Source organism: uncultured Roseovarius sp., from assembly GCF_947489715.1.
Classification (GTDB): Bacteria; Pseudomonadota; Alphaproteobacteria; order Rhodobacterales; family Rhodobacteraceae; genus Roseovarius.
Genome location: NZ_CANLER010000007.1, coordinates 26,038 through 39,026 on the forward strand (window position 1 = coordinate 26,038; position 12,989 = coordinate 39,026).

Genomic DNA, 12,989 nt, shown 5'->3' on the forward strand with positions numbered 1-12,989 from the left:
GGAAAAACCCGGTACGGTATTACGTCGGTATCACGTCGGTATTACGTCGGTATTGGCACTGAAAATTGCCTGATTAACGGAACGCGCGGTGCGGAATGGGGGGCAAAAGCCCGGATCAGCGCGCGTTCTCATGTTCGAATCGCTGGCGCGCAATCGCCTCGTTCCGGTCGGCCTTGTGCTGATCACTGAGGCATTGTTCGACGTAATCCAGATGCTGAATGACAGCGGCGCGGGCGTTCTGCGGATCGCGGGCCTGAAGGGAGGTGTTGATGGCGCGGTGCTGGTCCAGCAGCATATCGCGGGTCATGCGCTGCTTGAACATGACCTGACGGTTATAGAACACCCCCTCGCGCAAAAGCTGGAACATCGAGCGGATCATGTGCAGCATCACGACATTATGGCTGGCCTCGATAATGGCCATGTGGAAATCGGCATCAAGTTGGGCTTCGTTACGGGGGTTGGGTTTGGCATGCGCGGCTTCCATCTTGTCAAAAACCGCCTGGATGACCTTGAGATCGGTATCCGAGCCCAGACGCGCGGCCCGGTCGGCGGCAAGCCCTTCGAGGTCGCGGCGAAAGGAGATGTAATCGAACACCGCTTCGTCATGTTCGGCAAAAAGCTGAACCAGCGCGGGCGAAAAGGCACTGCCCAGAACATCGGCCACGAAAATGCCGGCACCGGCCTTGGATGTCAGCAGGCCTTTCTTTTGTAATTCAGCCACCGCTTCGCGCAGCGAAGGGCGCGAGACGCCGAACCGGTCGGCCAGTTCCCTTTCGGCGGGCAGACGTTCACCGGGGCATAGAATGCCGCGCAGGATCAGCTTTTCGATCTGGCGGGTGACCGCGGTTGAAAGTTTTTCCGGGGTGACTTTGTGGAAGGGCATCGGCTGCTCCTGAAGTGATTGGTCAGATCATATGACCACATGGGGCATTGAACAAGAGCAGGCACGGACAGGGTGGGCAGGCGTGCGGGCCGGATCACCGCCCATTGCCCGGTATCTGAACGGCGCCAGCATTTTCCAAACCGGCCATTGGGTAGGCCGGAAAAATCGCAATGCAATGATGCCTGTCAAAGCGCACAAGCCCAGATTGTAATAAAATTGCAGCTTCGTGAGCGCGATCAGGTATCGCGCTTTTTTCTTCGGGAGGGGTCATGCAATTAAAGGAGTATACAACCGTCGAACGGGCGGCTGGCATCAGTCGGGATGAGGTCGGCCGGCTTGGCACTGCGATCCTGTTTATCGTGGCGGTTATCATCTTTACAGGAACGCAATTCGCGCATCTTGAACAGTCCTACATGCTGATTTCTGCAGCGGTGATCGGGGCCTATATGGCAATGAACATCGGCGCCAACGATGTTGCCAACAATGTCGGCCCTGCGGTTGGATCGCTGGCCATGACAATGACCATGGCGATCCTGATCGCCGCGGTCTTCGAGGCCGCCGGCGCGATCATTGCCGGTGGCGACGTGGTGTCGACCGTCAAGAAGGGCATCATCGACCCGGCGGATATCAACAATCAGGATGTCTTTGTCTGGGTGATGATGGGGGCATTGCTGGGTGCCGCGATATGGCTGAACCTGGCGACCTGGCTGGGCGCGCCGGTGTCGACAACCCATTCCATCGTCGGTGGCGTGATGGGCGCGGGAATAGCAGCTCGGGGGTGGGAGATCGTCAATTGGGATTCGATGGCCAAGATCGCATCATCCTGGGTCATTTCACCGGTGGCGGGCGGGATGATCGCCGCCCTTTTCCTGTACATGCTGAAGAAATCGGTCTTTTTCAAATCCAATCCGATCGACTCTGCCAAAAGGGTGGTGCCGATCATGATCGGGGTGATGGGCTGGGCTTTTACTACCTATATCGCCCTGAAAGGCATCAAGCATCTGGTCAAGATTTCCTTTCCGATGGCGCTGTTGCTGGGCTTGATTGCCGGGCTGGTCATCTATTTTCTGGTCAAGCCCGTGATTGCGAAAAAGTCACCGCATCTAACGCCGGACCGCGATGGGGTGAACCGTCTTTTCACCATCCCTCTGATTTTTGCGGCGGCCTTGCTCAGCTTTGCGCATGGGGCCAATGATGTTGCCAATGCGGTTGGTCCGCTGGCTGGCATTGTCGATGTGCTGACCGAGGGGGGTGGTGGTGCCAAGGTGTCGATCCCGCTCTGGGTCATGGCAATCGGGGCCATCGGGATTTCGATCGGGCTGGCACTGTTCGGTCCGAAGCTGATCCGGACGGTCGGGTCCGAGATCACCGAGCTGGACCGGTCACGCGCCTTCTGCATCGCCTTGGCGGCGGCCATTACCGTTATCTTTGCCAGCCAGCTGGGCCTGCCGATCAGTTCGACCCATGTGGCGCTTGGCGGCGTGTTCGGGGTGGGCTTTCTGCGCGAATTCCTGGAACAGCGCCTTGGGCGCGTCGTGGAAAACGTCATTCAAAGTCACAAGGGAAAGGCCGATTTCAACGAGGTTGAAGCGGTATTGCGCGATTTCCAGAATGCACCACCAGAAGACAAGCGTCGCATTCTGAATACCCTGAAGAAGATGGGGCCCGAGGCGACGATCTCGGCGGCGCAACGCAAGGAGCTGCAACGCGCGCTGAAACGGCAACTGGTCAAACGGTCCTCGCTTTTGAAAATCGTTTCGGCCTGGATCATCACGGTACCGGTTTCGGCCGTTCTTGCCAGCATCTTCTATTTTGCCCTCCGCGGCATGATGTTGCCCTGATATGCAGAGTATTTTCAAAAGAACGCTGCTGCCGATCATCCTGGGCCTGCTGGTTTTCGGGTTCTGGATCAGTCCGGATTTTCAGGAAATTGCCGCCGGGGTTGCGATCTTCCTTTTTGGCATGCTGATGCTGGAGGACGGGTTCAACCAATTCAGCGGCGGGTTTCTGGAAAAGCTACTTGAACGCGCCACGGGGTCCACCTTCAAGTCGCTGAGTTTCGGGGTGCTGAGCACGACGATCATGCAGTCGTCATCACTGGTGTCCGTGATTGCGATTTCCTTCCTCAGCGCAGGCCTGATTTCACTGACGGCGGGGGTCGGGATCATCTTTGGTGCCAATATCGGCACCACGACCGGCGCCTGGCTGGTGGCGGGTTTTGGCCTCAAGGTCAAAATCTCAGCCTATGCCATGCCGATGCTTGCGATCAGCATCATCCTGGTATTCCAGAAGTCAAAATACCTGAAGGGCATCGGCTATGTTCTTGCCGGGCTGGGGTTCCTGTTTCTGGGCATCCACCACATGAAAGAAGGGTTCGAGGCGTTCAAGGATCAGTTTGACCTGACACGCTTTGCGATGACCGGCTTTCTGGGCCTGATGGTGTACACGCTGGTGGGTGCCGCCGCGACGGTTGTCATGCAATCCAGCCACGCGACGATGGTGCTGATCATCACGGCCCTGGCGGCGGGGCAGATTTCCTACGAAAACGCCCTGGCGCTGGCCATCGGTGCCAATATCGGCACGACGATTACCGCGATCATCGGGGCCATGACGGCGAATTTTCAGGGCAAACGGCTGGCTCTGGCCCATCTGATATTCAACGTGACCACGGCGGGGGTCGCGCTGATCCTGATTTCGCCGTTGCGGGATGCGGTTGATCTCATCAGCGATGCGGTCGGAATCCGGCCCGACGATTATGCGCTGAAGCTTGCGGTTTTCCACACCATCTTCAATTTTCTCGGTGTGGTGCTGATGCTGCCGATGATGCAAAAACTGATAGCGTTTCTGATACGGACCATTCCTGAGATTACCCCTGATGTGTCGAAGCCCCGCTATATCGGTGAGGCGGTCGCGGGGTTCCCGGCCACCATCGAATTGGCATTGCGCAAAGAAGTGGCTCATTTGCATGAAAACGCCATCGACTTGATCCTGCAGGCGCTGAATCTGCGTCGGGACGCGCTTTATCAGGCGCGCGATATCGAGGCCTATGTTGCGGCGTCGCGGACAAATTTCGATGTCGATCTTGAGGCCGGATATGAGCAGCGGATCAAATCGCTTTATTCCGCCATACTGGAGTTCATCACCACGTCGCTTGCGGGCGACCTGACGGAATCGTCCGTGCAGACGCTGCATCAACTTCGCAGATCGGCAGAGGAAATGGTGCGCGCGGTAAAAGAGGTCAAACATCTTCGCGATAACGCCGCGCGCTTCACCAGGAAGGATTACGGAGAGATCACCCGGCTCTACAACCGGATACGCACCGAGCTGGCGCGCATGATCGTCGAAGCCAAGAAGATGGCCGATGCCGACCCCGAGATGCGCAGCAGTCTCTGGCTGGAAGAGGAGAGGGTGCGCGCCAAGAAGGTGAAGGCGGAACTTGGGGATTATGTTGAAGGGCTGATGATCAGGGGCGCGTTGAAAGGCCCGCAGGCCACATCGTTCCTGAATGATGCCGCCTACGGGTATCGCGCGATGAAAGACATCATTGATGCAACCCGTTTTCTGTATTCCGAACAGCAGGGTGCGATGGCTGAAATCGAACAAATTCTGGCCGCTGATGAAGATGATGTCGAAACGGCGGGGGCGTCGTCATGAAACTGACGCGAAACAGTTCCAGACTTGGCAGATACGCAGGAGGGTGCTGATAGATGGGTTTGAGAAACATAGTCAAGAGACTGGACAAGTATCAACAACGTCTTGACGAGGGCAAGGCGGAAAAAATCAAGGCGCATCACGTTGAAAAGGCGATCGAAAAGCTTGCTGCCAAGGAGGTCGAACTGACCGAAGAACTAGGGAGCGCTGAAAAGCCCGAAAAGCGGGCCCGTCTGGAAGAAAAGCTGTCGACCATTCGCGCGCAGATCGAAAAGGCCAGGTGGCTGTCGCAGGAGATCTGAATCGCCTCAAGCCACCGGGCTACCTTAACACGTCATCGCCAAATGCGCGTTGCGTTGAATCAACGCTGATCTGCCACCCTTGCGTTAGAATTTCGGGTGCACAGCGGATCATTTGGGGATTTGCGATTGAAAGCGAGTATTGGCATGAGAGGCGCAGTTTTCTTCATAAGCAAATATGGCAGCACGGCCCAATATGCCAATTGGATCAGCCAGGAGACTGGGCTGCCGTTACGGGGAGTAAAAGACACTTCGCCCGTTCCGTCAGACTGTGACTTTCTGGTCGTCGTCAGCCCCGTGATTTGCCAAAAGCTACTGATTGAGGGGTGGGTCAGGCGCAACCTGGCGCACATGGCGTCAAAACCGGTCATCATGGTCACGGTCTCAGGGGCGCCGGCCGGGCCTAGGCTGGACGCCTGGATCCGCGACAGCTTGCCGCCGGAACTGGTTTCCCGAATGCATCACGTCGCATTGCGCGGCCGGCAAAATCCCAGGGTTTTGTCCTGGTTTGATCGGGCAATGCTGATAATCGGGGCCTTGAAGAATGCCGACCCTGTTGCGCGGAAGGAAGAGCTTGGAGGTTTTGATTTTGTCGATAAATCCAACATTGGCACCGTCGTGAAATTGGTGCGCGCGTTGCATCGAACCAGTTCGGTAATACCGCTGAGAACTGGCGTCACCAAATGCTGAGACAGGTTGCGGCGGCAAAAGCGGTTCCGTGCAAAGAGCTGACCGATTAACTGCTCACCCGGTCCATCCCAACCCGGCGGAGATCGAGTTCATAGACTGCAACAGCGGGATCGAGACCCGGCCCGGTTCATCGCGGGAACGTACCTCGTGCAGCAATTCCACTTGCAGGGTGTTGATACGGTCCAGCCCCGGGCGGATCCGCGCAAACCGGGCCCGCAAGAGTGGAAACCGTTCGGCGATTGACGGCGAGCCGGTTAGAAATCTTATGCTGTCGCAGGCCAGTTCGTGTTCCCGGCGGATCGCGCCTGTAATGCGATCCCTGATGTCGTCATCCGCGACCAGCGACGCGTAGCTGGAGGCGATGTCGAGGTCGCTTTGAAACAGCGTTTTTTCTACCTCGTCCACGATCAGGCGGAAAAGCTTGGTCTTTTCGAACATGGTCAGCAGAGTTTCTTCACCCCGCGGTCCCTGAAACTTTCTGAAGGCCGCGATGGCCGTGCCAAAACCGTACCAGCCGGTGATCAGGTGCCGGTTCTGCGACCAGGCGAAGACCCAGGGAATGGCTCGCAGATCCTGTAGCGAGGCCGCGCCAAAGCGACGCGCGGGGCGCGAGCCAATCTTGAGCCTTGCCAGTTCCTCGACCGGGCTGGCCTGCTGAAAATAATCTATGAAGCCGGGCATGTGCAGAAGCGTGGCATAGGCGGTCTGGGACAGGCCCGAAAGCGCATCGAGCGCGTCGTTGAATTCTGGCGCGCGGGGTGGATCATCGACCGCTGCCGACTGCTTTAGAACGCTTGAGGCCAAAAGCTCCAGGTGCGCCGCCGCTGTACCGCGGTTTGCATAGTTTGCCGATACCACCTCGCCCTGTTCGGTCAGGCGCATTTTGCCTCCGATGGTGCTGGCAGGTTGTGCGGCAATTGCGCGATCCATCGGGGCGCCGCCACGGCTGACCGATCCGCCGCGACCGTGGAAAAACACCGGGCTGATGTCGTGCGATTTCAGGGCGCGCGTGATCTTGCGTTGCGCCTGATCAAGCTCCCATGTGGAGCAGAGAAAACCGCCATCCTTGTTGCTGTCGGAATATCCCAGCATTATTTCGATCGTCGGCCCGTCACTTGTCAGGCTGCGTCGCGCCAGGGGAACGTCGAGCAGGGCCAGAAGAATATCCGGGGCGGCACGCAAATCGTCGATGGTTTCAAAAAGCGGCGCGACCTTGAGGTCCAGTGTCTCGGTCCCGAAACCGGCGTAGCGGGCCAGCAGATATACCCCGAGAAGATCGTCAGTGGAGCGTGTCATCGACAGGATGAAGGGGCCAAGTGCTGCCGGGTCCGGCCCGTGGCGGCGCGCATGCATCAGCTTCAAGAGCGTGATCAACTCGGCCGCCTGATCAGAAAGCTCGGTGGGGTCGATCGTGGCAAGCTGGGGGTCGGACAATTCCCGTCGCAGCCGTTGCGACCACGCGGTGCTGCCATACTCGGGCACGTCGTCGCCGTTTTGAAAGTGCCAGATTTCGGCGATTGTATCGGTGGTAACGGTCGAATTCTGGCGGATGTCGAGCGTGAAAATCCTGAACCCGAAGACCGAAGCGCACCAGCGTATCGGGCGGATGTACCGATCGGCCAGATCCTTGGCCTGTACCGAGGCGAGCGCGTTTTCGATGGTCACCAGATCGGCGGTAAAGTGATTGACATGCCGGTAGGTTTCGAGCTGGTGTAAGACCGCCGAGATCGCCTGGCGAAACAGTTCGTTGGGGTTTCGGTCGCGCGTGGGTGAGAACGAGGCCAGCCGCTCCAGTTCGCTTTGGGCTTCGCTTGCCAGTGGTGCGATCCGGTTGCTGATGCTCAGGCGTGCCGCCGCTGATTTCAGGTGTTCCTTGTAGAGGCCAAGCACGGTGTCGCGGGCACGGTTCAGCGCGTGGGTGGTGCTTTCGGCGGTCACGTTTGGGTTGCCGTCGCGGTCACCGCCGATCCAGGAGTGAAAGCGGATGCAGGGTGACACTTCGCCAAGCGCGCCGAACCGGTCTGTCGCGGCCTGTTCGAATTGCTCGAACAGTTGGGGAATGGCGTCGAAGATACCGTCGCGAAAGAATTGCAGCCCCCATTCGATTTCATCTTCAAGGCTCGGGCGTTCCAGCCGCAATTCACCGGTCATCCATAAAAGGTCAATTTCACCTTCGATTTCCGACAGGATTTTCGCGCGTTCACGGGTGGTCCAGCGTTGGGTTTCAAGCGAGACCAGGCTTCGATAGATGCGCCGGTGAATTTCCAGAACGGTGACGCGTTTGGCCTCGGTCGGATGTGCCGTCAGGGTCGGTCCTACTGAAAGCGTTTTGGCGATGCCCAGGAACTGATCCGCGGTCAGATCTTCTCGTGTCAGGGCACCGGCGAAACTGCATGGCACGGCGGCTGCCCCGTCTTGCGTTTCGATCTGCCGCCGTTCACGGATAGCGGCATTTTCTTCGACAATCCGCATCAGTTGAAACCAGATGTTCAGGGCCTGAAGGAAGGGGGTTGCTTCGCGGCCTGTCGGAATGGCGGCGTCGGTCGGATTTTGCGCCCAGTCTGCGACATGCGGCGCGCGCTTCTTCAGGATATTGCACCAGAGTTTGAACAGTTCATCGCGCAGGGCGGCCGCATATGCCTCTGCGGTGTCTCCGGGATCGCGGGCGGCATTCTGTAGGAATGAGGACATCAGCCAACCCGCCTGTGAAGGCACCGGCCCATGACGGATGTGACCAAGCAACAGCGTATCGCCTGAATGTCTGGCATTCTTCCCTCCATCGACAACTGCGTCTTCTATTTCCGCGCCACATTCGTGGTTGATGGGTCGAGGATATGGCGCAGGTGACGTTACGGTTTTAGCTTTGCGACAAAAGGCCCGCGATTTCACCCAGCATTGCGCGAATTTCGCACCAAGGGCGGACGGGATTGTCGTGATCGGGGCCTGTCCCGACGGGGCGCCGTTTAACGAATGTCGGGAAAATAGTCTGCCGGTGAAATACGAATTTGATCGAAGTTGCTGTCCGCGCGCGTGAGGAGCCTGATCGGCGGGCCGATGGTCTGCGTGGTTCCGGGTCCAGAGGTCGACGTCACGGCCTGCCGGACCGCGATCACCCCCTGTCGCATCGGATCGTCGAAGGATGCGGCCATGACACTGCCGTTCATCAGGCCGCGCATGACCGTGTGACTGATATAGGTCGACAGCAGCCCGGGCGTGTCCGTGTTTTCCCGTGCCACGAAAAGGCCGACCGCCGCCTCCACCGCGGGCGCGCTGCCAATCAGAAAGTCGATATCGGGGTGACGCTCCATCGCGGTTTCGACCAGTGCCAGTTGTTGTCGAAGTCCAGTATCGGCACCCAAAACCTCGACAATCGTGACGGCACTGCCTGCCAGCCCGTCGCGCAGCCCGGCTTCTAGCGGGGCGGTCCATCCGGCCTCGACCGGGCCGGTGATGGCCACTGCCGTTCTGGGGGGTGTTCCTGCGGGATGCAGCGCTGCCAGATGGTGCCCGACCGCATATCCCATTTCGCGCCAGTCCACGCCGATGCGCCCGCTGAGCGCATCGGCATGCAATTCGTTGACCAGACCGAAGACTGGCACGTTTTGCGCGACCTGCGCTATGGCCTGCATCAGGTCAGGATGATCGGACGTGACCGCGCCGATCAGGATCGCATCGACGCCTTGTTCGGCGCAGGCATCAAGCTGTTCGATCTGTCGCGCCCGCGCCCGGTAGCCGCCTGCCTCGAAGAACAGAAGGTCCACGTTCTGTCGTGCGGCCTCTTGTTCGAGCCCGTATCCGACACTTAGCCAGTATTCATCCTTGAAATGGGGAACGAGAACGCAGAATTGCGGTTTTTCGCCGGCGGCGGCATCGGAGCAGGACGCGACATATAGCCCGATGACCGCAATTGAACCGGCAAGGGCGGCCCCGTAATGTCTGAATATGCGACGCACGAGATTTGACACGAGGCTGATCCAAATCCTTTCCGCCATGGGGGCCTTGGCCATCATGGTGGGTATCGCAGCCATAGCCGTCAACCGCTATCTGGTGCGCACCCATGACGACCTTGTGCAGACCAGCTTGCCGGCGATGCAGCTGGCCAGCCGGGTCGGTGCGTCGGCCGAGGTGGTCGGCACGCTTGCCACGGCGTTCGTGCAAGCCGATACCAGCGAGGACCTGGACCGGATTGCGGATGCCCTTGGTCTGGCTGTGCAAACCATCGAGAACGGCGTGCGGACATTGGAGGACATGCGCCCGGCGCCTTTGCCCTTGGCGCCCGGATCGAGGGCGGGTGAGATCGTCGCGCGGATGACGGCGAATGGCCACGAGCTGCTGCGTCTGGCGCAGCGTGTCCGGGATGAAACGGCCGAGGTGGCGCGGCATGGCGCGCGTATTGACGCGCTGATCGAGGCGGAAACCGATCTTGCCCGGCTGCGGATCACGGCGGGGATTGTCGGTATCTATTCAGACCCCGATGTAGATGCCCGCCCCGCGCTTGATGAGCTTGCGGACCGGCACTTCTTTGCCTTTGAACGGCTGAGCGAGCTGACGCGCATGGCGGATGCCATACAGCTGCAAATGCAGCAAGTGCCCGCAATGTCTGCCTCTGCCGAGATCGAGGGCGCGCGCGCCGAGCAATCGGACCGCCTTGCGCTGGCCGCACGTCGCCTTGGCTATCTGCCGACATATGCCGCACGGGTTGAGGCGCAGACGCTGTTGCAGCGGCAGCGGTATGCCATTGCGCCGGGCGGGCTGATGGATCTTCAGCGCGACAGGATCGTCCTTCAGGCGGCAATCGCATCCGATAGTGAAAGGCTTCGGCAGATCATCTCGGATTTGTCGGACAAGGCCCGACTGGCGCGGGACGCGGTGCAGGTCGCCGGTCTGGCACAGATCGCAGCCGCTGAGCGGCGGTCAGCAATGATGACCAGCGGACTTTTGGTTTTGGTTGCGGTTGCGGTGATCATCGGGTCTGTTCTGTGGCTTTACGCCCGGCGGCAGCTGGTCGCGCGCCTGGGTTACCTTTCACGCCGGATAATCACGGTCGCACGGGGCGATTATGGCGACCCTGTGCCGATCAGTGGCCATGACGAGATTGGCCGCATGGAGAAGGCCCTGAACATTCTGCGTCACCGTGCGGTTGAGGCTGCGCGCCTGCGCGAACATCTGGAAGAGGCGGTGATCGCGCGCACCGGCGATGTCGTGGCCGAGATGAAAGCGTCGGACACCGCGCGCGCCGAGGCCGAGGCGGCCAGCCGTAGCAAGACCGAGTTCCTGGCCCGGATGAGCCATGAGATTCGCACGCCGCTTAACGGGATCATCGGGATGCTGGGTTTGCTGGAGGCCGAAGTGACGGATGAGACCCGTCGTGCACGGGTCCAAACCGCGCATCGTTCCGCCAAGGAACTGTTGGAAATCACCAATGACATCCTTGATTACGCGGGCAGCGAAGATCGTGCCAATCGCGGTAATCCGGTACATTTTCAGCTACGCGAACTGGTGGGCCAGATGGGAACCCAATTGCAATCGCTGGCGGCGGCGAAAGGGCTTGAGGCCGTGATTGATCTGGCTGAACCGGCGCCGCCGGTGCTGTTCGGGGATGTCGTCAAGATCCGGCAGGTGGTGGGCAACCTGATTTCCAATGCGGTGAAATACACCAAGCAAGGCATGGTGACGCTATCCGTCGACACTGCCGTTGAGGATAAGACGGGGCAGCCGGTGATCAGCTTCGCCGTCACCGATACCGGCCTGGGCATGACACGTGAGGCGATTGCCCACGCCTTTGATGCCTATATGCGCGCGGATGCGGTAAAGCGGGCCGGTATCGAGGGGCTGGGGCTGGGGCTGGCCATTTCACGCAACCTGACCGAGGCGTTGGGGGGTGCCCTGAATGTCGAGAGCGAGCCGGGAATTGGCAGCCGCTTCACACTGACCGTGCCGCTGTTGCCTGGCGATCCCGAGCAGGTGGCACAAGAGGATGCAGAGCTGCCCCGGATGGGTCTGGATCGCGATGTTCTGGTGATCGACGACCATGCGGTGAACCGCATGGTGGCGCGCGGGTATCTGGAGCGGATGGGGTGCCGGGTGGACGAGGCCAAGACGGGAGCTGGCGGGGTGAAGGCGGCAAAGGCGCAGGATTTTGACCTTATCCTGATCGATCTTGATCTGCCGGACATGCGGGGCGAGGATGTGGCCGCGCGGATCGACACCATTTCAGGTGTGCCCCGGCTGGTCGCCCTGACGGCGCATTTGATCGAGGACACGCCTGAGAACCGCGCCCGGCTGGGGGTTGCGCGGGTGCTGACCAAACCGATCTCACCCCGGGCGCTGGCCAACATTCTGACGCTGCCCGCCAGCACGCAGGTATCATGCGATCAGGCAGCGGTGCTGGAGAGTTTACGCGAAGATGTCGCGGACCTTGGGGCGGAAACGACCGGGTTGATCGTGCAGGAATTCCTGCACGACCTTTCTGCCTCGACGGAGGCCATCCGAACCGGGCCTGCCAGCGGGCAGCGCAAGGCGGCGCATAAGTTGAAGGGAGCGGCGTTGAATTTCCAGTTGGATGCCCTATGCGCAGTGCTGGCAGAGGTCGAGGCGCAGGATGGTGCGGCAAGCAGGCCCTTGCTGGAACAACTCAGCGAAAGCGTCCGGGCCGCGGCGGCGACACTTGAAGCGGCGGTGGCAGAAATAGGGCTTCAGACTGAAGCGGGATCGACGAAATGATAGCCGCGACCGTGCTCCGTCAGGATCCATTCAGGGTTTGTCGGGTCATTTTCGAGCTTCTTGCGCAGCCGTCCGACCACCACGTCGATCATCCGATCGCTGGCGCGGATCGACCCGCGACCGATCATCTCGGATAGCCGGGAGCGGCTGAGGGTCTGGCCGGGATGATCCGTGAGCGCGGTCATGACGTCGAATTCCTGCTTTGTCAGCGCTTCGGTTCGGGCCGTTGACACCAGCCTGCGGCGAATGCGGTCAAAGCACCACGGGCCGAAATTCTCAACCGGTGGTGGCCCTTCGGGTGCCTGACCGATATCGGCGATACGGGCCAGCAGGTTCTTGACCCGAGCGGCCAGTTCGCGCTTGTCAAAGGGCTTGGTCACGTAATCATCGGCACCCATTTCCAGCCCGACAATCTTGTCCACCTGATCGTCGCGTGCGGTCAGCAGAATAATCCCGACCCGCGATGCTGCCCGCTGTTCGCGGGTGATCGTCAGCCCGTCTTTACCGTCGAGATTTATGTCGACCAGCAACAGTTCGGGCGGGTCCATGCTGATGATGCTTTCCATTTCATGTGCGTCTTCGGCCTCGCTGACGCGGTGGCCTTGTTCGCGCAGATAGGCCGCCAGCCGCATTCGGGTGGTGCGGTCGTCTTCGACGATGAGGATATGCTGTGCCATGCCCCGCAATTTTACATTTCTTTACATCTTCGAACAAGCACAATTGAGGCGGGTCAAGGCCCGCCG

Annotated in this window: 9 protein-coding genes; 5 read left to right on the forward strand and 4 right to left on the reverse strand. The window is 59.7% G+C overall.

Going from position 1 to position 12,989, the window contains the following annotated elements:
* Positions 1-115 precede the first annotated feature (115 nt).
* Entirely contained in the window at positions 116-883 is a 768-nt protein-coding gene (locus Q1B27_RS16655; protein WP_299848994.1) for an FCD domain-containing protein, read from the reverse strand.
* A gap of 269 nt (positions 884-1,152) precedes the next feature.
* Here Q1B27_RS16655 and Q1B27_RS16660 point away from each other — a divergent pair, with 269 nt between their 5' ends.
* From Q1B27_RS16660 to Q1B27_RS24530, 4 genes are all read left to right on the forward strand, one after another.
* A complete protein-coding gene (locus tag Q1B27_RS16660) occupies positions 1,153-2,724 on the forward strand; it encodes an inorganic phosphate transporter (protein WP_299848995.1) in 1,572 nt (523 codons plus the stop codon).
* 1 nt (position 2,725) lies between these two features.
* Entirely contained in the window at positions 2,726-4,537 is a 1,812-nt protein-coding gene (locus tag Q1B27_RS16665; protein WP_299848996.1) for a Na/Pi symporter, read from the forward strand.
* A gap of 53 nt (positions 4,538-4,590) precedes the next feature.
* Positions 4,591-4,836, forward strand: coding sequence for a hypothetical protein (locus Q1B27_RS16670; protein WP_299848998.1), 246 nt, complete (start codon positions 4,591-4,593; stop codon positions 4,834-4,836).
* Positions 4,837-4,980: 144 nt separating this feature from the next.
* Entirely contained in the window at positions 4,981-5,523 is a 543-nt protein-coding gene (locus Q1B27_RS24530) for a flavodoxin domain-containing protein (RefSeq protein ID WP_367181358.1), read from the forward strand.
* Positions 5,524-5,577: 54 nt separating this feature from the next.
* On the opposite strand, the gene Q1B27_RS16675 is transcribed toward Q1B27_RS24530, so the two are convergent.
* Positions 5,578-8,214: a phosphoenolpyruvate carboxylase gene (locus tag Q1B27_RS16675; RefSeq protein ID WP_299849000.1), complete on the reverse strand. Its 2,637-nt coding sequence runs from the start codon at positions 8,212-8,214 to the stop codon at positions 5,578-5,580.
* 272 nt (positions 8,215-8,486) lie between these two features.
* Positions 8,487-9,551 (reverse strand): TMAO reductase system periplasmic protein TorT, encoded by a 1,065-nt coding sequence (torT, locus tag Q1B27_RS16680; RefSeq protein WP_299849002.1) that lies wholly within the window; start codon positions 9,549-9,551, stop codon positions 8,487-8,489.
* Between torT and Q1B27_RS16685 the strand changes: the two genes are divergently transcribed.
* Positions 9,532-12,246: an ATP-binding protein gene (locus Q1B27_RS16685; protein WP_299849004.1), complete on the forward strand. Its 2,715-nt coding sequence runs from the start codon at positions 9,532-9,534 to the stop codon at positions 12,244-12,246. The genes torT and Q1B27_RS16685 overlap by 20 nt on opposite strands.
* On the opposite strand, the gene Q1B27_RS16690 is transcribed toward Q1B27_RS16685, so the two are convergent.
* Positions 12,219-12,923, reverse strand: a complete 705-nt coding sequence (locus Q1B27_RS16690; protein WP_299849006.1) for a response regulator — start codon at positions 12,921-12,923, stop codon at positions 12,219-12,221. The genes Q1B27_RS16685 and Q1B27_RS16690 overlap by 28 nt on opposite strands.
* Positions 12,924-12,989 lie beyond the last annotated feature (66 nt).